Annotated in this window: 16 protein-coding genes; 3 read left to right on the plus strand and 13 right to left on the minus strand. The window is 58.6% G+C overall.

Going from position 1 to position 24117, the window contains the following annotated elements; genetic code table 11:
- Window positions 1-8 precede the first annotated feature (8 nt).
- The 7 genes from ACFW0H_RS21895 to ACFW0H_RS21925 all read right to left on the minus strand — a co-directional run bounded on the left by ACFW0H_RS21895 (window position 9) and on the right by ACFW0H_RS21925 (window position 11350).
- Complete coding sequence (locus ACFW0H_RS21895) at window positions 9-809, minus strand: SDR family NAD(P)-dependent oxidoreductase (RefSeq protein WP_422915953.1); 801 nt, start codon at window positions 807-809, stop codon at window positions 9-11.
- A 33-nt stretch (window positions 810-842) separates the two neighbouring features.
- The gene (locus ACFW0H_RS21900) at window positions 843-2498 is read right to left on the minus strand and encodes a methyl-accepting chemotaxis protein (RefSeq protein ID WP_422915954.1); all 1656 of its coding nucleotides are present in this window, start codon (window positions 2496-2498) and stop codon (window positions 843-845) included.
- A 355-nt stretch (window positions 2499-2853) separates the two neighbouring features.
- Window positions 2854-5304, minus strand: a complete 2451-nt coding sequence (locus ACFW0H_RS21905) for an efflux RND transporter permease subunit (protein ID WP_422915955.1) — start codon at window positions 5302-5304, stop codon at window positions 2854-2856.
- Window positions 5305-5314: 10 nt separating this feature from the next.
- Window positions 5315-6403, minus strand: coding sequence for a WD40/YVTN/BNR-like repeat-containing protein (locus tag ACFW0H_RS21910; protein WP_422915956.1), 1089 nt, complete (start codon window positions 6401-6403; stop codon window positions 5315-5317).
- 10 nt (window positions 6404-6413) lie between these two features.
- A complete protein-coding gene (locus ACFW0H_RS21915; RefSeq protein ID WP_422915957.1) occupies window positions 6414-7790 on the minus strand; it encodes a DUF1329 domain-containing protein in 1377 nt (458 codons plus the stop codon).
- A gap of 17 nt (window positions 7791-7807) precedes the next feature.
- Entirely contained in the window at window positions 7808-9478 is a 1671-nt protein-coding gene (locus ACFW0H_RS21920; RefSeq protein WP_422915958.1) for a DUF1302 domain-containing protein, read from the minus strand.
- A gap of 630 nt (window positions 9479-10108) precedes the next feature.
- Window positions 10109-11350: a thiolase family protein gene (locus ACFW0H_RS21925; protein WP_422915959.1), complete on the minus strand. Its 1242-nt coding sequence runs from the start codon at window positions 11348-11350 to the stop codon at window positions 10109-10111.
- Window positions 11351-12027: 677 nt separating this feature from the next.
- Here ACFW0H_RS21925 and ACFW0H_RS21930 point away from each other — a divergent pair.
- On the plus strand, window positions 12028-14418 hold the full coding sequence (locus ACFW0H_RS21930; RefSeq protein WP_422915971.1) for a LuxR C-terminal-related transcriptional regulator: 2391 nt from the start codon (window positions 12028-12030) through the stop codon (window positions 14416-14418).
- Between the two features lie 162 nt (window positions 14419-14580).
- Complete coding sequence (locus tag ACFW0H_RS21935) at window positions 14581-15063, plus strand: MarR family winged helix-turn-helix transcriptional regulator (protein WP_422915960.1); 483 nt, start codon at window positions 14581-14583, stop codon at window positions 15061-15063.
- Window positions 15064-15101: 38 nt separating this feature from the next.
- Here ACFW0H_RS21935 and ACFW0H_RS21940 read toward each other — a convergent pair whose 3' ends face one another.
- From ACFW0H_RS21940 to ACFW0H_RS21960, 5 genes are all read right to left on the minus strand, one after another.
- Complete coding sequence (locus tag ACFW0H_RS21940; protein ID WP_422915961.1) at window positions 15102-16811, minus strand: acyl-CoA dehydrogenase family protein; 1710 nt, start codon at window positions 16809-16811, stop codon at window positions 15102-15104.
- 12 nt (window positions 16812-16823) lie between these two features.
- Window positions 16824-18059, minus strand: a complete 1236-nt coding sequence (locus tag ACFW0H_RS21945; protein WP_422915962.1) for a thiolase family protein — start codon at window positions 18057-18059, stop codon at window positions 16824-16826.
- Entirely contained in the window at window positions 18056-19927 is a 1872-nt protein-coding gene (locus ACFW0H_RS21950; protein WP_422915963.1) for a feruloyl-CoA synthase, read from the minus strand. The genes ACFW0H_RS21945 and ACFW0H_RS21950 overlap by 4 nt, the downstream gene beginning before the upstream one ends.
- Window positions 19928-20001: 74 nt before the next feature.
- Window positions 20002-21444 carry an aldehyde dehydrogenase gene (locus ACFW0H_RS21955; RefSeq protein ID WP_422915964.1) on the minus strand — a complete coding sequence of 481 codons (1443 nt, stop codon included), beginning with the start codon at window positions 21442-21444 and terminating at the stop codon, window positions 20002-20004.
- A 70-nt stretch (window positions 21445-21514) separates the two neighbouring features.
- Complete coding sequence (locus ACFW0H_RS21960) at window positions 21515-22345, minus strand: p-hydroxycinnamoyl CoA hydratase/lyase (RefSeq protein ID WP_422915965.1); 831 nt, start codon at window positions 22343-22345, stop codon at window positions 21515-21517.
- 396 nt (window positions 22346-22741) lie between these two features.
- Here ACFW0H_RS21960 and pobA point away from each other — a divergent pair, with 396 nt between their 5' ends.
- The gene (gene pobA / locus ACFW0H_RS21965) at window positions 22742-23926 is read left to right on the plus strand and encodes a 4-hydroxybenzoate 3-monooxygenase (protein ID WP_422915966.1); all 1185 of its coding nucleotides are present in this window, start codon (window positions 22742-22744) and stop codon (window positions 23924-23926) included.
- A gap of 67 nt (window positions 23927-23993) precedes the next feature.
- Here the strand turns inward: pobA and ACFW0H_RS21970 are convergent.
- A partial coding sequence (locus ACFW0H_RS21970) for a transposase (RefSeq protein ID WP_422915967.1) occupies window positions 23994-24117 on the minus strand: 124 nt, incomplete at its 5' end.

The raw sequence follows: 24117 nt of genomic DNA on the forward strand, positions 1-24117 counted from the left end.
CAGCTAGATCAAATACCCAGTTTGCGTCGAACCAGCGTCCCGTATCCGTCTGGGAACAAGCGGGAAATCCGATGCAGAGCACGAGCGCCATTACCAACGAGCAGGCGCTTCTCGCCACTCAGGAGCCCCTTGAGTATTTCCTTGGCACAGGCTTCCGGAGTGGTGACCATCTGTCCCAGCATCGCAGCACCAACTTTTCGATCGTGATCGTTCTCCAAACCGGCCAGCGGCGAGTTCTTGCTGATGTTGGTATTGATGCCACCCGGATGTACCAGCACCGCACGAACACCGGTTCCGTCCAGTTCCTGCCATAAGGTTTCGGTCAGGCCGCGCACGGCAAACTTCGACATCGTATAGGCAGCCTGGCATGGAGTCGCGACGAGGCCAAACACGCTGGAGATGTTCACGATGCAGCCCGTCTTCTGCGCAAGCATGATAGGCAGGAAGGCCTTCGTGCCATGAATCACGCCCCAGAGATTGATGTTGAGTACCTTCTCGATCTCGTCGAATGTCAGGTGCTCGACGGAAGCGATCACCGAAGTGCCAGCATTGTTGATGATCACATGCACAGTGCCAAAGTCTCGTTGGACGTCATTGGCAAACTGACATACCGCTTCACGAGAAGAAACATCGACCTTGTAGGCTCGAGCTTCGGTACTGGCCGGCAGCATTGCCATTGTCTCGTCCAGAGCAGCGGCATTGATGTCGGACAACGCCAGCAGCGCACCGTGGTCGGCAAACTCCAGGGCCAATGCTCGACCGATACCGGAACCCGCCCCTGTAATGGCGACGATATTGTTTTTGAACATGCATTTCTCCTGTCTGATGTAACTCATGCACCCTTAAACGCGAAAGCGTGACACGGACGCTTCCAGGTTCCCGGCCAACTGCTCCAGACGTGCTGCCGCGCCCGCAGCCTGCACCACGACGTGCGCGTTCTGTTCGCACATCCGGGCGATCTCCTCTACGTTGGTTGCGATATCGGTGCTTCCACGGCTTTGCTCTTTCGCAGCGTCAGCAATGCCATCAATCTCCCGGTTGGTTGTCGCAACGGCCTCGCTCGCAGTGCTCACGACCAATTGCAAGGTGCCGAAGTAATCGAGCGTCGAGACGAGCGATTGATGGCCAGATTCCAGGGACAGTCCAACGGTTTCCGACCGTGCACCGAGTACGCCTGCAACTTCCTCGATGTTCACAGCGGCGTTGGCCGAGTGCTCAGCGAGTCTTCGCACCTCGTCCGCAACCACGGCAAAACCTCGCCCTAGTTCACCCGCCCGTGCAGCCTCTATTGCTGCGTTAAGAGCCAGTAGGTTGGTTTGCGCAGCTATATCCTTGACCTGGTGGGTGAGGTCAGCGATTGCGGCGGTGCGTTGAAGAAAGTCCTCCACCGAAGCACGGATCTCGGTGAAGGCAATCTGCACACGGTCGGCTTCGCCACGCATTCGCTGAATAGCGAGCCCCCCTTCCTGAGCACCTTGGAGGGTCTGCAGCGAGGTCTTGCGCAACTGGTCCGCGCTATCAGCTACAGCGGAGGTGCTGACGCTCATTTGCTCCATGGTCGACGCCACCGCCTCAGTAACTTCGGATTGGCGGGCAGCACTACGCTCTGCTTGCTGCACATCTACAGCGAGTCCATGGGCGGAGGCCGCGACCTGGCGCGCACCACCGAGCACCTGTCCGACAAGCTCCTGAAAACTATCCGCCAGCTGGTTGAAGGCATTGGCGGTCTGGGCAATTTCGTCACGCCCAACCACTTCGACCCTGTGTGTAAGATCGCCCGCCTGCAGGGAGAGTGCGACATCGCGAATTCGGTGAATCGATCCCACAACCTGTGAACGAATAGCCAGTGCGCTGATCAAGGACAGCAGAATTGCGGCAGCGACGGCGGCACCCAGCAGCCTGGTTGCCAGGTTCGCGGCTCTATAGGCCGCCTCGTAGTCTTCGCCGCTTAGCCGATCCTGAATACTGTTCAGCCGCGTCGCGGAGTTGAGGAAGTTGCCGAACCACGACCAGACGATGGAGAAATAGTCGTCCCCCCTGTCCGCGCCCTGCCCTACCAGCATGGCCAGAACAGGTGCCAATGCGTCGCTATAGCCTGCCAGTGACGTGAGGACATCCTGATACGCAGCCTCTTCTTCTTCGGTGAGGCCCGCTTGCTTTGAAGCAGTTTCGAATTCTTTGGCCACCTCGGCCAGTCCAGTGCGAATTGACGCGATGCGCTCTTTCAGATCGTCGTCAATGTTGTCGTCTATCTCTTGAGCCTTCCGGTAATCGGCAAGGACCAGATAGAGTTCTTCATTCAAAGAGCGCAAATCGTTGATTCCCTCGGAAGTAGCACGCAGCCGCTGAATCCGGGTTTCGTAAATGCGCTCCAACGCTTCGTGCTGGGCTTGGAAACCGTGGAAAGCAGTGCCTGCGACCAGCAGCAGCAGGCAGCTGACCAATGCTGGTGTTACAAGCAGCTTCGCGCCGATCGAGTAACGTGCAAGGAATTGCATCGGGTTGCTCCCTATTGTTGTTCTAGTGATGCTTCAGCCAATGTCACAGATTGGCAGGCGTAGGCTGGACGCTACGTCGGCAAAGCCCAGCAATACTTGGGGGGCCAACTCGAAGGACCAGGGCAGGAGACGGAAGCAGGGAAAGGTAAGCGGGTCCCCGGATGCCTGGCGCGAAACGCGCACGGGGTGATCATGGCGGTCATACCGGTGTTCCAGATCGCTAGAGACTTGGCGCACGTTCGCGAACTCACTACGTGCGCCACTTCCCCGGTGCTGGACCGACTTGCAGCCCTTCCACCTATGCCCCGCTCACCAGGTCCGCTCGCCCAGGGTCTGGTCCATCTACTTCATGAGGTCAGCTAGTCGCCTCCGAAAGCGAAGACATTTCGACGGTGGGTCCCTTTGGAGCACTCGCCACAAATGATGTAGAGGCGCCGCGCAGTGGTGCACTCACCTTGGGCTTGAGTAGGAAGTGAGCCAGAGCGGGCATCAGTACCAGCGCTCCCACCATGTTGCCGATGAACATGAATGCCAGAAGCACGCCCATATCGGCCTGGAACTTAATGGGTGCCCAAACCCACACCGCAACCCCAACAGCCAGCGTGAACGCGGTGAGCATGACCATCCGCCCGGTGAGCAGTAGGGAGACTTCATACGCTTTGGGTAGCGGGTCGCCGTTGCGTAAACGCTGGAGCATGATGCTCATAACGTAGAGCGCGTAATCAACGCCGATCCCTACGCCGAGTGCTATCACAGGCAACGTGGCCACCTTGACTCCTATGCCGAGGACAACCATCAGGGCCTCGCAGAGTACCGAGGTCAGGACCAGTGGCACCATTGCACAAAGAACTGCTCGCCAAGACCTGAAGGTCACGAAACACAAGGCCATAACCGCGCCATAGACCCAGAACAGCATCTCTCGGTTGGCCTGCCGCACAACGATGTTGGTGGCTGCTTCGATGCCCGCATTCCCACCGGCAAGAAGGAACTCACTGGTGTCACTGCTGTTGGCCTTTGCGAAAGCCTCGCTTGTCTGGACCAGCGAGGTCAGCGTGTCCGCCCGATGGTCGCGCAGGAATGCTGTTACCGGGAGTACCGAGCAGGCGTCGTTATAGAGCCCGCGCGGGGAGTTGGACGTGATGGTATTGAGCATGTCGCGTCCGCGCGGCAAGTCGTACCACTTTGGATTTCCCTCGTTGTAGCCACTGAACAGGAGCCGCTGCTGACTTGCCAACGATCGAGTGCTCTCGACCGATGACAGCGTCCTCAATTGCCACTCCAAAGCATCCACCCGCATCAACGCGTCATAGGAAGCGCACTCACCTTCCGGCGTGCGAACCATGACGATGAAGGAGTCGGCGCTGGCACCGTAATTGGTGTCGATGAAACTATTGTCGCGGTTGTATCGGGAGTCGGGGCGCAGCTCAGGCGCACCTGGATCCAGATCACCAATTTTCAGGTTCAGGCTGACCGCAAATGCTGCGACGCCAACGACCAGATGCAATGCGATTGTGACCGCTGCGCGACGCCGCTCGGTGAGGCGACTCAGCCAATGCCACACGGCATGGCTGTCACCTCGCTCTGCCCGCAGGCTGCGCTCGGCAGAGGATTGGCTCACTCCCACAAAGCTCAGCAGGATGGGCAGCAAGATCAGGTTGGTGAAGATCAGGATCGCCACACCCAAGCTGGCAATCACTGCCAACTCCTGGATCACCTCGATCTGAATGATAAATAGGACGCCGAAGCCAACCGCGTCGCAAAGAAGGGCCGTGAGCCCGGCGAGGAACAGCCGACGGAAGGTGAAGCGCGCAGCGACGAGCTTGGGCATGCCTCTGCCGACGTCCTGCATGATGCCATTCATCTTCTGCGCGCCGTGGCTCATCCCGATTGCGAAGATCAGGAACGGCACCAGTACCGAGTACGGATTAAGCTCAAATCCGAGCAGCGGCAATGCCCCCAGTTGCCACACCACTGCAACCAGTGAACATACGACCACCAGCAGTGTGCTACGCACGCAGCGGGTGTGGAGGTAAAGAATGGCAGTGGCCAAGGCAATGGACAGCAGGAAGAACGCGGCGATCTTGTACAGGCCGTCGATTAGGTCACCCACAACCTTAGCGAAGCCTGTTATGTGAACCTTGAGTCCCTTCGCTTCATAGCGAGCACGGAGCTGCTCAAGCGACTTGTTCAGGGCGCCGTAGTCCAGCTTGCGCTGCTGCGCCGGATTGTCCGCCAGCAAGGGAACGGATATGAGTGCCGACTTTTCGTCGAGTCCGACTATCTGACCGATCTCGCCAGAGCGTTGCACGTTGATCCGCAGCTGCTGGAGATCCTGCGGCCGGCCTTGGTACTCATCCGGAATCAAGGGTCCGCCATCGAACCCTTCTTCAGTGATCCCCTGCCAACGAGCGTTGGGGGTCCACAGACTTTTCAGGCCTGCGCGATCAACCCCCGGGAAAGCGACCAACTCGTTGGTCATCTCCCGGATCAGGTCCAGGAAGTCAGCGTTGTAGATGTCACCGTCAGCCGGCGCCACGGCAATACGCAGTACGTTTGGCGTAGGAAGGTCACTCTTCATCTCCAGGTAATTGGCAATGAATGGGTGTCCGCTAGGGATCATCTTCTCGAAGCTGGCGTTGCTATGGAGGCGAGGTAGCTGCAATGCAGCGAGCACCGTCACTACCAAGCAAAGCGTCAGTACGACCAGCCGGTTATTGAACAGCAGGCGCTCGATACGAGAGCCCGAGCGGGTGTCAAAAAGCGCGGAAGGATCCGCGACATCGAAGTTGTCGTACGATGCGGTCATCTGATGTTACTCACGGACGCGTAGGCAGACTGATAACTTGAGGGCCAAGACGGCCAACGCTGACGAGGGCCCCACCCTCGTCCTCAACCAGGGCTGATGGGCCGGGACCCGCCGAAGCTGCAAGCACCACGAGCTCCTGTTGCGCCATCTGATAGAGGTTACCCGCCTGGTCAGCCAGAACGGTCACTCCGTCGCTGCGCTGCACACTGGCAGTGACACTGATGGGTGCCGGAAGGGCGACAGGCTTAAAGTGCTCGCCATGGTCCGTTGACAAGAATGCGTTTCCCCGTAGACCGGCCACAAGAATCTGCCCCTCATGGAGTTCCAGCACGAAGTAACTGCCCTTGTACGGAGACTGCAGGCGCTTGAATGACTCGCCACCGTCCTCCGAGCGCAACAGCAACCCTTGCTCCCCTGCAATGACAATCTCCTCTCCCTGTGACCTCATTGCGTAAAGATGCAGTTCTCCGGGGTTGTCCAGATGCGTGGACCAAGCCTCCCAGTCCAGCCCATCGCGACTACGCAATACCAGCCCATAAGCCCCCACCAGCCAAAGCCTGCCGGCAGCATCGATGTTCAGGTCGAGCCAAGGCTTATCTGGACCATCTGAAGCCAGCAAATTTGCTTGACGACGAGCACGTTTCACGCGCTCGACCTCTTCGCCGGACGCTGCGGCCAACTGATCAGCTTGATGCTGGTAGAGGCGTACGACATCTCCACCGTCCAGTATCCGTTCCCAGCTTTCACCACCGTCGGTCGTCCGAAGAAGCACGCCGTTATGACCAGCTGCCCAACCCCGGGCCTCATCAGCGAAACGAACAACAGTAAGCGTCACGCTGACGGGTACAGGGGCTTGGTGCCAGTTGGCACCGTTGTCGTCGGAGAGGAGCACGATACCGCGCTCCCCTACAGCGACAAGTCGTTTACCTGCCAGAGCTACGTCCAGAAGGGTTGCACGCGCTGCCCGCGGCGAGATCAATGCCGGCCGCATCATTGGGTCGGTCACACGCAGCGACGGCTCCTCTGCCGGAGCTGCGAGGAGACCACCGGAAAACACGGCCAGCGCGACTACAGAAACACGCCGCAGAGTCAGATACATCCTGGATTCCTCAGCGCAGTTGGTCGCCGATCATGGCGTCAGGGGTGAAAGTCTCGCTCTTCATTTCTGCGACCGGCTGCAGCCCGATTGCAGGCGCCGACTTGTTCACATAGGGGCCGGCGTACCAGGCGCCCGTAACCAGGTCATAGAAGCCGTAGGTGACGTGCTCAGTGAGCTCCATCTCGGGATAGGTGACCGAGAGGCCAAAAAGTGTCTTCCACAGCTGACCATTGGTGTCCCAGCGATCAGCCAGCACGGCGAGCCACGAATCTTCATCAATGTAGTAACGACTCTTCGGAGAGGTGTGCCGCTTGCCAGACTTCAGCTGGGCATCAACCACCCAAACCCGGTGCAGCTCCCAACGCACAGCGTCCGGATTCAAGTGGGAACCAGCCATCAGCGCTTCAGCGGTGTCGGGTTGGAGCATCTTGTAGGAGTTGTACGGGATCAGGATCTCCTTCTTGCCGACCAGCTTCCAATCGAACAGGCCCGGTCCACCACCAAACACGCTCACTTCATCGAAGCTCATCAGGCCGGCGGATTGCGGAGTCGGGGTATCACCGTTGGGGTTGGGAAGCTTGCGGACGCGACGCTGGCCAGTGAGGTACACCCAGGTTCTAGTCTTCGTATCATCCACATGCACCTGGCCCACAATGGCTTCGCCAGCGCGGATCGGCGGACCGTCGCTGACCACACGGGTCAGCCAGTAGGTGCCGTCGAAGTTTTCCGCCGATCCCTTAGGATCGTAATACGGCATCTTGATGTCCTGGCGCCCCTGGACCGCCATAACTTTCTTGCCGTCGGCGGTCACCATCCAAGTTTGGCCATTGATCGTGCGAGTGGCGGTCCCTTGGTAGCGCAGTAGATGGTTCCACATCACTTCGAGGCCCGACTTTGGAATCGGGAACGGGGTACCCCCGAAAGCACCGGACGGGATCTGGTAGTCAGTGCCGTCTACGAGCTTCGCGTTAGTGGCATTCTTGAAGGTGTTGTCGTAGACGAATTGCGGCGCAACCGCAGTGCGATGGGTCGGATAAACATCCATGCGGTAGGAGGGATAGCGCTTGAGCATCGCCTTTTGGCCGTCGGTGAGTTTGTCCGCGTACTGCTCTATGTTCTGAGCAGTGATGGAGTACAGCGGCTTCTCACTGGCGAAAGGGTCGGGACGGCGCTGATCAGGTTTGTAGCCGGCGGGAGCTTTCAGCTCTCCGCCGCTCCAGGGCGGAATGGTGCCGTCTTTGTTCCCGGCACGCTCACCACCGAGAGGGGTCAGAGTGGACTTGAGCTGCTGAGCTTCTTCGGCGCTCACGGCAGCGAATACGTGAATCGGGTTTACGAGCGCGCAGGCGGCCAGCGCTGCGCACGATATGATCGTGTTCAGTTTCATCACGGACTCCAGGGAGCTTAGAAAGTGCGACTCAGGAACATCGTTACGTAGTCGCGATCGCGGAAGTACTGGTCGTAATTCCATGCTTGGGTGCCGCCAGGCCCGACTGGGCTGAACAACACGCCAGAGCTGCCGAAGAAGTGAGTTGCACTCACCCCCAGACGCCAGGTTTCGAGATAACTTGCCGTAAGGCCGACGTTGATGGAGCCGGCATCCTCGGGCAGCGGAGCTGCACCCACCATGTTGCGCGAACCGTCCGGCTGGTACGACCCCCCCATGGGGACCCGGAGATCGACACCCGGGAAAATTTGGTAGTAGACAGGCTCAAACAGGGCCTGGAACTTCCAGCTATCGCGAGTACCGTTGGGGCTGCAAACCGCGCCGGGAAATGCGGAAGGCTGGCAGCCGCTCAAGGTATCGGCGTTCTCCTTCACGCTGAGAACCCGGGTGAATGCGACTTCGCCGAGCAGAGTTGCATCGTCCCAGAGTGCCGTTCTCCCAAGGTTGGAGCCGAACGCCGACACGTTGACATGGAACGTCCGACCCACCGCGTATTGGGGTCCAGCACCAATGTCGTATGCGTTCGGCGACAGCAGATCCTGGTTGTTCCTTACGGAGGCCTCGATCGCAAAATTGAACAAGCCGACGTTGTGGTTGGCACTGGCGCCAAACACGTTAATACCGCTGTGGTAGTTCTCGTAGAAGGTACGATTGATCGGGTCGGTGACGATGGTGCTGGACTTGCTGTGGAAGCGTAAAAGGTAAATACCGTAATCGGTCTCGTCAGTACGGATCCGCAGCGCCACACCACCCTGTCCAGAATCCTGGGCCTCACGCGTAGAGGTGCGCAGGAAGGGGCCAGTTGGGGTGAAGATCAGATCGCCACCGCGCTGAAAGTCGATTGGTGAGAAGTAGCTACCCGAGCCCTGGGATTGGTTCTGCCGCCAGAACGGCTGGTAGAAGGCATAGGCGGTCACCGCATCGCTGAGCTGGAGCTGGCCAGACACTTGCGGCACAGGTCGCAGAATTTCCTGGAAGCGCAGGTTCGGTACCGAGAGAGCCTTGGCAGTGTCGATAGGGGACATCGCACCAGCAATAGCATTGTCACCAAAGAACAAGCTTTCGCCCCAGACAACGCTATGTTGACCAACCCTCAGAGTCGCAGCATGGTCCCCAAGATCGAAACGCCCAGATACGAAGGCATCAAGCAATTCCGCATCACGGCCATGCACCTCGCGCGTGTATGGGGTGAACTCATCCGGCGTCGATATCTGCGTGGAGTTAACGGCACTGGTGCCAGGACCGAAAGCCCCAGCCGTGTTGTTGTCATTGCTGTTGCGATAGACCGAGTCATACCAGCCTGCACCGCTGACCCGGAAGCCAAACTGCTGGTAGCTACCCTCGAGCTCACTCAGGATGTCTAAGCGGTTGGAGATAAGGCCACTCTTGCGGAAGTTGGTGTCTCCATCGCCGAGGTTCACATCGCTCGCCAGAGACGAATCGGCATCATGCAGACGGTATCCCGCGCTGTACTTCAGAGTGTTGTCCCAGCGCAGCCTGAGATCGGGATTACCGGTATCGATTTCCAGCGCGTTGGCGGAACCGGCAGCCAAAGCGACGGCAAGCGCAACGCTGGAACCCTGGAACCAATACGACTCAAGCAATGAGGCAGTTGTTCTGCACTTCACAGGTTGTCTCCTTTTGCCGGTCGAGGCCGACGTTCTTGTTTTTATTTGCAGTACACGACGTCCAAGGCGTCGTGTTGTTCGTAAAGTAAGGGCTTGGACCCGCGTACACCCCCCCATCTAAGAGTGGCCCCCCCCTCCTCCATCCCCCCTCACCCCCCCAGCTAGACCATCTGCGATTGATATCCACAGCTTTGGACACCCCGCCCACTTGCTCCTACCACCCGCAACAGGAGCCGTCCCAGGCCTCGCGAAATGAAGTACTTCCGATGTGGGGCAACCGATACGCGCAGAAGAGGCCAGCCGCTCGGTGCTTGCGAACCGTGCGAATGCTGGACGTCATGAATGGTGGGACAGAAAGGAAAGATGAAATACAGGGCCACACAGCAACGCCGCCTAACCTGCCCTTCGGCGAGGATCTGGATTTCTACGTAGGAAAGTTCAGAAAAAACCCTGGGGCAGCTACCCGACAAATCAACCTCAGCCCAGCAAGGTGATGCGTTTGACGCGGTGCCAGCAGCGCCCAGGGAGGGCAAGGTGCCCTAGAGTGGGTCCAACGCCGATAAAGAAATACCTGAATGACTCATAGCCGAGCTGGGCGCACGATAATGATGCGCCCAGCGTGCGGCAGCTTTATCGCGTGAAAAGGTTGACCGTGACCACAGCCTCTTCGCAACCGATAGAGCCACCACCATTTTCCTGCAACGCTACCTTGGCGCCCTCCACTTGCCGCGGCCCGGCCTCACCACGCAGCTGCGTAACCAACTCATGAATCTGGCCCAAGCCAGTCGCACCTATCGGGTGCCCTTTGCACTCAAGACCACCAGACGGGTTCACAGGGACCCTGCCACCAATGGATAGATCACCCGCCTCAGCCGCAGGACCACCCCCCCCCATGGGCACCAGTTGGAGGTACTCGACCGCAATGATTTCACCCATAGCGCTGGCGTCGTGCACCTCGACTACCGACACTTCATCCGGGCCAATACCGGCCTGCTCGTAGGCGGCGCGAGCCGCGCGACGGCACACAGCCTGGTCGAAGGCATCCGGTTCCCGCGGGGTGGCGGTAGCAATAGATGTTGCGGCGACCCGAATCACTCGACGACGGTCAACACCCAATTTTTTCAGGCCAGCCTCCGTGCATACGATTACCGCAGCTGCACCGTCAGAAAGCGGGGAGCACATGGGCAGAGTGAGGGGATAGGTAATTGGAGGTGCAGCCAGCACTTCTTCGATAGTGAATGGCTGACGGTACTGCGACAGCGGGTTGTGAACGGAGTGATTATGATTCTTCGACGACACCGCCGCGATTTGCCGCTGAGTCGTGCCAAAGGTCTTCATCCAGTAGCGACAGGTCGCTGCGTAAATAGCCATGAAACGGCTATAGGGTCGATCCGACTCACTTCCCGGCGGGATTTCTACGCCGGCCCCCAGTTTCAGCAGCCGCGAGGCATTTTCCTCGGCTTCAAGAACATCCCAACCGCCCTCGAACAAAGCTAGCGAGCGGCGCTTGTCTTCGATGTTCATTTTCTCCGCACCAATCGCAAGTGCGACCTCACATGTTCCGGCGCGCAATGCCTGTACTGCAAGCTGGAAAGCGCTTGTACCAGAGGCACAAGCGTTCTCGACGTTCCAAACAGGCAGGCCGACCAAACCGATTTTGCTGAGAACGACTTGTCCCGGCACAGCAGTCTGCCCCTGGAGGGCACCTTGCGTCACACCAGAATAGAAAACCTGATCAATGTCTGCACGGCTTGCACCGGCGTCGTTCAATGCAGCACTGAGGGCTTCTTCAGCCAGAGATTGCAAGGAACGTTCGACGTGGCGACCAAACTGGGTCATGCCAACGCCGACAACGTAAATGGTGGGGTTCATCGGAATGGAGCACTCCATGAGGAGGAATCATTAAGACATCGACTAGGGCACTAACCAGCCAGTGGCTGCCATGAGCAGTGACGTCCATTGCGGGGGTCCTGAGACATTACGAGCTTGTTCTTCCTCAATCCCCCCCATGAAAGAGTGGGCCGATACTTTTACCCCCCCCACATCCTTGGTGATCCGTTCCATCGTCTTCTCGGAACTCCGACCCCGTGATACCGTAATTTCAAACAAAAGCCCGTACTCATCTAGGTACTGCGCCTTGATTGCAGGTGGAACGTGTGATGCAAGCCCAAGGAGCTCGTAGAGAAATCTCAGCTAGCCTGACTGCAATCGTCACATGAAGCCCACCGCTACCTAAGCCTAAGCCACCACGCTGCAGGCCAGGAAAAGGTTGAGCCAGGATCAGGGAGATAAGAACAATTCGTACTCAAAGCTCAGATCCCACTTTACTGCTCAAGTCCACGCCGCCACGCGCCGCTCGAGGTTTTCTTGAGCGAGAACGTCTGCAGTTAAATCGACTTGAAGTTGGCGGTGCCCAGGTAATCGCTTTCCTTGCTCCCACCGGCTTCGGCAAGACAGCTCAACTCAATCAGTGGCGCCGAGAAATACTTACACGAGGTGGTTTTGCCTTCTGGTACTCGCTCGATAACCGCGATGACCCATTGCGTTTGGTGAAGGGGCTTACCTACACTGCCCAGGCGTCTTGCGGAAAACGTGGATTTGCCGAGCCTATCGTCCAATGGATTGAAGACTGTTCCGACCCGCGCGAAGCATTGACCGGCTGGCTTGCTGAGGTTGCAGCACTTTCCGTTGATGTGCTGCTGGTACTGGACGACGCTGACTTACTGCCTACCTCAAGCCGTACGGAAGTGCTGTCTTATCTGTTGGGAAATGCGCCAGCCAACCTCCATGTCGCGCTGGCCGCCCGACCAACCGGCGCCCTAATGGCTTGTGGCGCTTTGAGCACTGCAAAAGTTGCCCGCGTCACAGCCTCAGATCTGAGATTCCATCTCGACGAAACGCTTGCCGTGTTGTCTGCCAATCTGGGCGCCCAGTGCAATCCCGAAGCTGGTATCGCGTTACACGAGCTGACCGAGGGGTGGCCGTTCGGCGTCCAGCTCGCGGTTGCCGCCCTGCATCGGAGCGGTGATCTGGAAGGGCTCCTTCGTGTAGCGACTGCAGATATTCGGCGTTACTTCATTGATTCGGTCATCGATACCCAATCTGCCGACACAGTCCATCTATTGGTGCGACTAGGCCTCTTTGACGTCATCCATCCAGAGCTTTGCTCTGCGGCACTAGGTCGCGAAGCGCTAGCCCAGGAACTGCTTCGGCTCCAGGATGAAACACCACTGCTCCTACGGGCAGAGGGCAGCGACTGGATGCGCCTGCATCCCTTGGCGCGAGAGGTGCTGCATGAACGATTGATGCAACTACCACGCGAGGAACGCCGTTCGCTGTCCCGGAAGGCATCCTCGTGGTACGCCACCCAGGGTCTTTACGAAGAAGCAGCACAGCAAGCGTTTCTCGCCGACGATATCGAGTCGGCCATTGCACTTGTCGAACACAACACCTATCAGATGACTACCCAAGGCAAGAGTGCGGCCGTACTTGCCTGGTATCAGCGTCTTTCCCCTCGTGATCTCGAGCAACACCCAGGCTTCTGGGCCCCTGCAGCCTGGGCCTTATCCATGAGCGATCGACACGCCGAAGCCCAGGCCTTGATCGATCGGATTCTCGACACTCCGAATCTTCCACCAGAAGGCCGGTTCGAAGCCGCACTCATCGAGATAACTGCTGCCGCATTTTCAGACCGACTGGATCGCGCCTCCGAGAGGTTGGCCGAATGGCCAGATCCGCCTGCGGAAGCTCGCCCCGCGGACGTCCCGATTTTCTACATCGGTAGGGCCTTCCTCGCGCTGTACAGCGGACAAACGGACCAGGCTCGCCTGGAGCTAACCAATATCACCAATCTGGACGAGACCGTGGCCTACTCGCCCGTCTCATATGGCCTCGCTGACTACGCTATTGGACTTAGCTATTTGTGGGAGGGGCGCTACGCACTGGCCGAACAAGTGTTACGTCCGGCACTCGCTCGGACCGAGCAGCAACTAGATCGCAGAAACCCCATTGCATGCATGCTTGCCGCGGCGCTTGCTAGTGCCTGCTGGGGAAGTGGACGCAATGAAGATCTACGCGCACTACTGGCCGGTCGGTTGACAGCGCTTGAACGCCATGGACTACCAGATGCGTTGATGTTGGCCTATAGCACGCAAGCAAGTATTGCCGATCATGAAGGTAGGCAAGACCAAGCGTTGCACCTGCTGGAATCACTGAATGCTATCGGTCAGCGGCGCGGGGTGCCACGCTTGCAGATAAAGGCACTATTCGAACTTGTGCGACTACATGCCAGGCATCGGCGTTCCGAGACATCGCGTAACCTGAGTACAAAGCTGAACTCTCTCCTCCGTGACTGCCGGACTCATCTACCCCCAGCCTATGTAGCATGGGCAGAAATGCACGCCGAACTCGCAAATGTGCACGCTTTCCTAGCCCAGGAGGGTCCACCCCTCTCTCCCGATACACTTACTGCCGTCGAACACGCCGAAGCTTTAGCGCAAAAACTGAAGCGCGGCGGAGAGGAAGTCGAAGCCCGTCTACTTCGGGCAGAGATTCTTCGGCGCAAAGGTTCCGAGGATGCACGCCCAGTACTAAGCGAAGCCATCAGTTTGGCGCAGGCAGCCGGCATGCTACGCCTACTGCGCGATTCCCGACCAGAGCGCGAACCGGCAGCCCCATCCACAGAGGAGCGGCCTGAAGAAAATCTTCTGCAATCGTCCCTGGATCAGACATTTCGTGGGCAAACCTTGCTGACGCAAAAGGAGCGGCAGGTGTTGTCGCTGCTAAGCCGTAACCTGAGCAACAAAGAGATTGCCAGGGCTATGGATGTGGGCGAACAAACGGTGAAGTGGCACCTAAAAAACCTCTTTGGCAAACTCAACGCGGCCGGACGCAAGCATGCAGTGGCTAGAGCTCGCCAGTTGGGACTGTTCCCCCGCTGATGTCAAAGTTCCATCTAGCTGCTGAGGCAACCGTGCAGTAGCGCCCCGTTGTTCAAGCTCAAGATGGAAACGCAGATATTCATGCGGATAACCCTGGCCATCGAAACAGGAAAACCTCAAAATAGATATGCTTTTTAATTAATTTTCTGGCATGAGTGCGCGATGGCCAAGACGGTACAATCCCAAAAGGCGGAGTTTGTAGATACCACTCCGACCATGGTGGTGGACACTTCCCTAGATGAACTGATCGGCTATGCGATGCGTCGCGCGCAGTTGAAAGTGTTCCAGCACCTGATCAACAAGCTGTCGGATTACGACTTGAGGCCGGCCCAGTTCTCCGCCCTGGCCATTATCGACCAGAACCCTGGGCTCATGCAGGCGGATCTGGCGCGCGCCCTCGCCATTGAGCCGCCACAGCTCGTACCACTCATGAACAAACTTGAGTCCAGAGCCTTGGCCGTGCGAGTCCGCTGCAAACCGGACAAGCGTTCCTACGGAATTTTCCTAAGTAAAGCGGGCGAGCAACTGCTCAAGGAACTCAAGCAGGTTGCGTATGAAAGTGACATAGCTTCAACGGCAGCCTTGTCGGAAGACGAACGCGGTGAGCTGTTGCGACTGCTTCGTAAGGTGTATCGAGAAAGTTGATTCGGGTATGGGCGGCTCCTCGGAGCCGCCCGAGGCAGTCAAGCCTCAATCAGCTGCAAACGATAGGACGCCTCGGGGAAGAGGTTCCGGAAGAAGAACTCCGCAGTGCCCTGAGTGTCATTGGTCAGGCCGTTCTCTCGGCTCACCCGAACGGCCCGGAGCCAGGCATATCCCAGCAGTAGAAGAGCGGTCATCCGCAACATGTCCCCAGCTACCTCATAGGGACGCTGAGGGTCGTCTTGCTGAGAGGTCCTGAGCCGAAGCAATGCACTCTCCCAAGCGCTCAGCAGACCCTCGAGCTGCCGCCCCTGGGATTGAATAGCCCCGCCCTTCGAGAGTTCGCACTCCAGACGAACTCGAGTGCTCAACAGCTCAACAGCGCCCGCCCCTTCTGGTAGCAACTTGCGCAGAAGTAGATCGTTTGCCTGAACTTCGTTTGTCCCCTCATAGATCATGGCGATACGACTGTCTCGGACAGTTTGCTCGATAGGGTATTCACTGCAGTACCCGTAACCTCCAAACACCTGTAGCGCCTGGCTGGAGAGCTGGAAGCCCTGATCGGTGAAATACGCCTTGATCAACGGAGTCAGAACCGAGGCTAGAGTCAGCGCCTCCCGACACGTTTGCTTGTCGGTAGCTTGCTCAGCGATGTCCAGCATGTGCGCAGCCCAGAACCCCAGCATACGCATCCCCTGAGCTTGAGCTTTGAGGGTCATAAGCACCTTACTCATGGCCGGGTGCAGGGCGATGGGGTCGGCAGCCTCCGATGCCCCTTCCGGCCGCGGAACAGCGCGCATCTGACGGCGCTCCCATGCATAGGCGGTGGCTTGCTGCCTGGCGAATTCGGCATGCCCCAAACCTTGTAACCCGACATGCAACCGAGCGCCATTCATCATGACGAACATCGCTGCAAGCCCCTGGTGCGGCTGTCCCAACAACCACCCCGTGGCGCCTTCGAAGCGCAGGCTGCAGGTGGCGCTGCCTTTGATTCCCATCTTGTGTTCAATACCGTCGCACACCACTCCATTGGCAACCGCATCAATCCATTTCGGAACTAGGAACAAGGATATCCCTCGCGTGCCTTCTGGGGCTCCTGGCAGTCGGGCCAGAACAAGGTGGAGGATATCGTCCGTGAGATCGTGTTCTCCGCCGGAGATGAAAAGCTTGGTCCCATGGATAAGATAGCTACCGTCTTCGGAAGGCTCTGCGCGACAGCGCAACAAACCCACGTCGCTTCCGGCCTGGGGCTCAGTCAAACACATTGTGGGCAAACATGTACCGCTTACCAACCCAGACAGATAGGTCGCCTTGATCTCTTCGCTGGCAAACTGTTTGACGCACTCGTAGGCTCCATGCGCGATACCTGGATACATCGCCCAAGCATGGTTTGTGGAGTAGAGCATTTCCAGCAAGCCGACATTCAGTAGCTGGGGCAGCCCCTGCCCTCCCGACTCAACTTCGCACGCCAGCGACGGCCAACCCGCTTCGACGTAGGCCTGGTAGGCAGCCGCGAATCCATCCGGGGTCTTTACCTGGCCCTGTTCAAGCCGACAACCCTGGCGGTCCCCCGGTGCATTCAGCGGAGCGAGTTGTTCCTGGGCGAAGCGCGCGGCCTCTTCCAGTACCTGCGCCGCCAGCGGGTAATCGATATCGGCAAAGGCCGGGGTTTGCTCCCAGTCCTTCCGGGCATCGAGCCAATGTTCGATGACGAAGCGCATGTCATCTAACGGAGCTTGGTAGTTCAGCATTTGCCTTAACCTTTACGAGTGAGCAGGATTTTCCAGCAGCAACGCGATGCCCTGGCCACCACCAATGCATGCAGCGGCGACCCCATAACGGGTACCTCGGGCTTGAAGCTGACGGGCCACGCTGTGCACCAGGCGAAGCCCAGTAGCAGCCAGCGGATGCCCCAAGGCAATGGCACCGCCATTGCGGTTGAGTCGTTGCAGGTCCAGGTCAAGTTCACGCACCACCGCCAGAACCTGGGCAGCCTGAGCCTCATTGATTTCCAGGCTGTCGATTGCGTCCAACTGCAGGCCATAGCCATCGAGCAACAAGCGGATAGCCGGTGCTGGGCCAATGCCCATGAGTTCAGGTGGCACGCCGACCACTGCGCACGCCCGCACATACGCGAGAGGCTGTGCATTCGCCTGCCGGACATCCCCCACCAGAGCAGCAGCAGCACCATCAACCAGAGCGCAGCTGTTACCTGCGGTCTGGACCGAGTCCGGAGTTACTGCCGCCAATGCGGCTAGAGCCTCGAAGCTGGTTTCACGAGGGTGGGTATCACTGGCAACAGACCCAATTTTTCTCGGCAGTGTGATTGATCGGGATCGATAACCGGGTAGGTCGAAACTTGCGCTCGTGACTGGCAAAATCTCAGGGGAGAACCATTCTTGCTCGCGGGCACGCATCGCGCGCTCGAAGCTGGTCAGCGCGTAGTGATCAACATCCTCGCGGCCGATGCCATAACGATTGGCAAGATTCTGCGCGGTATCGATCATCGTCTGGCCGATGGCTGGGTCTATGAGCGCCTCCCAGAGAAAATCTTTGAACCCCACTGGTGCGCCCAGGCGAAAACCTCCGCGATGTTCGTAACTGGCGATCGGATTACGGGACATGGATTCAGCCGCAACGCAGAGCGCCAGTCGACTTATGCCTCGCTCAATGTGTTGCCCGGCCTGGCGAAGAAGTTCCAGCCCCGTGCCGCAGATCCGTTGTATTGCCAGCGCCGGGACCTCCAGCGGCACCCCCGCATACAATCCAACGTGGCGGGGTAGCATGTAGGCGTCAAAACTGGCTTGAGCCATGCTGCCGGCCAGCACAGTTTCCACTTGAGCTGCGTCAACCTCGGTGCGTGCTAGAAGGCCTTTGGCAACGAAAATCCCCAGGTCGATCGGCGACACCTGGGCTAGCGGACCGCAATAATCGACCCACGGGGTCCGCGCAGCAGCCAAAACTCCGACCTGATCAAAAGTCTCGAATTGCCCTTTCAATTACCCACCTCGACATGCACACACAAGGGGTGCGACTCGGAATACAGTGCGTCGATAACAGAGCTTCGCCTGTCCAATACGACCCGTTGGTTCAGTGAGCCTTTATCAGTGAGTTCGCCTGCTTCTACGCTGGGAGCCTCGGCCATCAAGCAGGCCCAGGCGATCTGCGAAGAAATGCCTGTCGCATCCTTGTTCAGGCCAAGGAGAAGACCACGCAACCAATCCTGGACGGCCATAGCACTCAAGACATCGCACGGCTCTACGCTCAGAGGCCTACCTGCCAGTTCGCGGCAGGCCGTCACGTTGGGAAAAATCAGCAGACCAAGTTGCCGACGATCAGGCCCAGTGACCACTACATCCTGGACATAAGGAGCACCTAGCTGAAGTACACGGGCACGCAATGGCCCAACGCTGACGAAAACTCCGTTGCTAAGCTTGAAGTCCTCTGCAATCCGGCCATCGAACATCAATCCCCACTCAGGGTGGGCCAGATCAGCGAATCTGAGTGCGTCACCAGAGCAGTAATAACCTTCGTCGTCGAAAGCTAGCTGGTTGAGATCCTCCTGGCGCCAGTAGCCCGGCATCACATGGGGACCTCGGAAACGTGCCTCCAGTTTGCCTTCAACCGGCGCTAGCTTGATCTCGCATCCCGGTGCTGGGAGCCCGACATAGCCGGCCATGGACAAAGGGCCGGTCGTGAATGTGCAGGAGGGCGCCGTCTCGGTCATGCCCAAGCTGGCCATCATTCGGATCCGCGCTCCGCAATGCTGCTCAGCCACCCTGTCCAGCCGCGCCCATACCGACTCCCCTAGACCGGCGCCGGCAAAAAAGAACAACTTCATGCGCGAGAAGAATGACTCCCGGAGCTCTACGTCCTGCTCCAGGGCGTTGACTAACTCTTCCCAGCCTTTGGGAACGGTTAGGTACGCAGTGGGAGAAACTTCCTTGAGGTTGCGTAGCGTCTCGTGAAAAAGCTGGGGAGTTGGACGGCCATCATCCAGGTACAGAGTGCCGCCGTTGTACAGCACGATGCCGATGTTGTGACTGCCGCCAAAGGTGTGATTCCAAGGCAGCCAGTCCACTAACACAGGAGGCTCATGGGCGAATTCAGGAAAGGTTTGCAGCAGCATTTGCTGGTTGGTGCATAGCATCCGCTGCGTAGTAACTACGGCCTTGGGCAGCTTGGTAGATCCACTGGTGAAGAGGAACTTGGCAATAGTATCCGGACCTGTCTGGGCGTATGCCTGATCGGCCGAAACAGTGCTTATGGGGTCCAGAAGGCTGTTGAAAGTTCGGTAGGAACGACCGCTCACCTCCCCTTCAACCACCAACAAGGGAGTCTCCGCTGGAACCACCGCAGCGATGGCCTTCTCAAATGCTAAGCCGTCGGCGGCCATCACGAGCCCTGGCTGCAAAACATCGAAGATGTGCCGGAGCTTGCGAAAGTCTTTGGCCACCAAGGAATATGCTGGTGACACTGGACAGTAAGGTACACCGATGTACATAGCCGCGAACGCCAGCTGGAGATGTTCCAGGTCGTTCCCCGAAAGAATCACCAGTGGTCGCTGGGGGCTGAGGTGGTACTGGTTCAAGTGGGCGGCAAGCAGACGCACCCGCTGCAGCATTTCGCGATAGCTGATGCGCTGCCACTGTCCTCGGCAACTGCGTCGAGCAACAAACGTCTGCTCGCCCCTTTCCTTCGACCACCGTATCAAGCGATCGAGAATGCTCGCCGGCGTCTTTTCGAGTGGCTCTTTGGAAACCAAATATAAGTTGCCGCCACGCTCGCACACGTCCACATCTGGCTGTGACAGCGCAACCTGGCGGTAGGGTACGGAAGACCGTCGAACAAGGGCTTCTTCACTCACCGCTGCGACCTCCAGCCGAGCGCTACAAGACTGCAGCGCCCAGCCATTCCATGACATGAAACCGTTGGCGCACTTCAGATCGGGTAGTGGCGCGGACCGTTCTGTACCGTGACCCAACGCAGTTGAGTGAAGTAGTCGATGCTGGCACTAGAGCCAAAGCTGCCGTATCCGCTGGACTTCACACCGCCAAAAGGCATGTGCGCCTCATCGTGAACGGTCGGACCATTGATGTGACAGATTCCAGACTCGACTCGTTGAGCAAGAGTCAGCGCGCGCGACGTATCGCGACTGAAGATCGAGGCCGAAAGCCCGAACTCGGAATCGTTGGCCAGGCGCAGAATATCCTCATCCCCAGTCGCTCGAATCAGCACAGCTACCGGGCCGAAGGACTCCTCCCGATACAACCGCATCTGTGAAGTGACTCGATCCAGCAGTACCGGCTGCATCACGCTGCCTTGGCTCTCACCACCTGCCAACAGGACCGCACCCTTCTCGATCGCGTCCTCTACCAAGGCCATGACGCGGGACGTTGCCCGACTGTCGATCAGCGAACCCAAAACAGCTTCGCCTGGGAGCCCCGCCCGAAGGCTCAACACTTTGCGTTGCAACCGTGCAGCAAAGTCGTCAGCAACATGCTCATCGACGATCAGACGTTCAGTGGACATGCAGATCTGACCTTGGTTGAAGTAGGCGCCGAAAGCCGCTGCTTCCACTGCCTGATCCAGGTCGGCGTCATCCAGCACCATGAACGGGGCTTTGCCACCCAGCTCCAATACAGCCGGTTTCAAGTGGCGTGCCGCCAACTGGCCAATGATTTTTCCCACATGCGTGGAGCCAGTGAAGTTGACACGACGCACCGCCGGGTTGGCGATCAGACGCTCGACGATGGCAGGAGCATCCTCCGGGGCGTTGCTGATGACATTGACCACGCCATCACCGAGTCCGGACTCCTGCAACACCTCACCAATCAACGCGTGAACGGCAGGACTGTGCTCGGAAGCCTTCAGCACCACGGTGTTGCCGCAGGCCAAAGGCATGGCAATCGCTCGGGTTCCTAAGATGATGGGGGCGTTCCAGGGCGCGATCCCCAGAACAACTCCGCAAGGTTGACGTAAAGCCATTGCGAAGTTGCCGGGGACGTCTGAAGGGATAACCTCGCCCTTGATCTGGGTAGTCATCCCCGCGGCATCACGCAACATATTCGCCGCGAGCTTCACGTTAAAGCCGTACCAGTCTGCAGTGGCACCTGTTTCGGCAGCGAGTGCCATGAAGCGATCACTGCGTACCTCGAGCAGTCGCGCCGCTTCCAGCAGGCGAGCACGGCGTTCAGCGGGACCCAGCGCGGACCAGACAGGGAAGGCTTGCTGGGCAGCAGCTACAGCACTATCAGCATCGGCCAGCGTAGCAGCGGCTACCCGACTGACGACCTCTCCGGTAAAGGGATTGTGACGCTGGAACACCGCCCCATTGGACGACGGGCGTGCTACGCCACCAATCAGCAAAGGCACTTCAAACATTCCGGCAGCTCCTCAAACTCATTCTGGTTCGCTTACCGGAGGCCAGACACACCTGACCTCCGGCCCCCGATCAACGACGGTAAGCCTGCAGGCCCGGCTTGATGGCCTTGTCGTCCAAGAACTGCTTGAGGCCTTGCTCGCGACCATGCTCGGGATCGCGCAACTGAGCCTGGTCGAGCTTGGCGTAGAGGTAGTCTTCACCCTGTTCCCAGGTCAGTTCCCGGCAACGTTTGAAACCGTTCTTCGCGGCGCGCAGGACCACCGGGTTTTTGTCCAGCAGGTCGGAGGCCAACTCGATGACCGCATCGCGCAGCTCAGCCAGGGGCACGCTGCGATTGACCAGACCCATCTGGGCGGCCTTGGGACCTTCGAAGGTCTTGCCGGTCATGATGTAGTACAGCGATTCGCGGTGACCGACGGTATCGGCCATGGCCTTGCTCACCAGGTTGCCCGGCGGAATGCCCCAGTTGATTTCGGAGAGACCGAAGGTGGCCTCGTCGGCGCAGATGGCCAGGTCGCAAGCTACCAGCGGGCTGAAGCCGCCACCGAAGCACCAACCGTTGACCATGGCGATAGTGGGCTTGCTGTACATGCGCAGGCGCTTCCACTGCCACTCCGAAGCTTCGCGACGAATCTTTTCCTGGAACACCTCAGGAGCGTTGTCGATCTCGCGGAAGTACTCCTTCAGATCCATGCCAGCAGTCCAGGCGGTGCCCGCCCCAGTCAATACCAGGACGCCAGCTTCAGGATCCTGCTCGATCACGTCCAGGATTTCGCCCATCTCACGGTTGAGCGTAGGGCTCATGGCGTTGCGCTTTTCCGGGCGGTTAAGGGTTACCCAGGCGATACCTTCCTCGACCTGGACGGTTACGGTTTTCCAGCGGTTCTCGTACTTGCTCATATCACGCACCTCTTGCTGTGGTGACCTCAAGGTATGCCCGTATTTTAGTTATGTCAATTAACTATTTTTTTAGAGCAACCGCTAATCGAACAGAATTTTAAGGCGAAAACCGACACATCAGTTAGACGTATTAACTTTAATCGCTGGGGATGCCTGCAACCTACTTACACCCGATGCCGAACGCTTTAGACCAGGGGTTTCAGCGGAATAGGCAGGATAAGAATTGTCGAGTCGTCCATTGAGCACTGGATGAACGCTGGATGAAAAACGCCCTTCAATCCATGAAAAGTCCAATAACTGAATCGAAATTTGCCTTCAAAGTAAGGTTTTACCAACCAAAAATACTGGAGAACCAACCAAGGCATGGTCCCCATGGACCAGATGAGGACAACAACAATGAAGACCCAGGTCGCCATCATCGGCGCCGGCCCGTCCGGCCTTCTGCTCGGCCAGCTGCTGCACAAGGCCGGTATCGACAACATCGTCATCGAACGCCGGAGCCCGGAGTACGTCCTCGGCCGCATCCGTGCCGGGGTGCTGGAGCAGGGCATGGTCGACCTGCTGCGCGAAGCGGGCGTCAATGAGCGCATGGACCGCGACGGCCTGGTCCATGACGGCTTCGAGCTGGCCTTCGACGGCCGCCGCGAACACATCGACCTCAAGGGCCTGACCGGCGGCAAGACGGTGATTATCTACGGCCAGACCGAAGTCACCCACGACCTGATGGAGGCCCGCGCCGCCTCGGGCGCGCGCAGCTTCTACAACGCCGCCCAGGTCCAGCCCCACGACCTGAAGGGCGATGCGCCCTACGTCACTTTCGAGCAGGACGGCGAGCTGTTCCGCCTGGATTGCGACTACATCGCCGGCTGCGACGGCTTCCATGGCGTGTCGCGCAAATCCATCCCGGCCGGGGTGCTCAGGGAGTTCGAACGCGTCTACCCCTTTGGCTGGCTCGGCGTGCTGGCCGACACCCCGCCGGTGAGCGACGAACTGATCTACGCCAACCACGAGCGCGGCTTCGCCCTGTGCAGCATGCGTTCGCCCACCCGCACCCGCTATTACGTGCAGGTCTCGGCTGAGGAAAGGGTCGAGGACTGGTCCGACGAACGTTTCTGGGAAGAGCTGAAAAGCCGCCTGCCGGAGCAGACCGCGGCGAAGCTGGTCACAGGCCCCGCCATCGAGAAGAGCATCGCCCCGCTGCGCAGCTTCGTGGTGGAGCCCATGCAGTACGGCCGCCTGTTCCTGCTGGGCGACGCCGCCCACATAGTCCCGCCCACCGGCGCCAAGGGCCTGAACCTGGCCGCCAGCGACGTCAACACCCTGTTCCGCATCCTGCTGAAGGTCTACGGCGAAGGTCGCACCGAGCTGCTGGAGCAGTACTCCGCCATCTGCCTGCGACGCATCTGGAAGGCCGAGCGCTTCTCCTGGTGGATGACCTCGCTGCTGCACCGCTTCCCGGAAACCGACGCCTTCGGCCGCCGCATGCAGCAGACCGAACTGGACTACTACGTAGGGTCCGAGGCCGGCCGCAAGACCATCGCCGAGAACTATGTGGGCCTGCCCTACGAGTCTATCGAATAGACGCTCTTTGACTCCGTGTTTGACCCTCGGGAGCTGCGACCCAGCTTCGGGGGTCCTTTTTTTTGGTTCATCGCGCTTTCCCGGGGAAGGCGGCCTTGATTTTCAGGAAGAAGTAGACCGAGTCCCGAAAGCCATAGGCCATGCGCTTGATCACCTTGATGCGGTTGTTCACGCCCTCCAGGACACTGGTG

This window comes from Metapseudomonas cellulosilytica, assembly GCF_049334135.1.
Classification (GTDB): domain Bacteria; phylum Pseudomonadota; class Gammaproteobacteria; order Pseudomonadales; family Pseudomonadaceae; genus Metapseudomonas.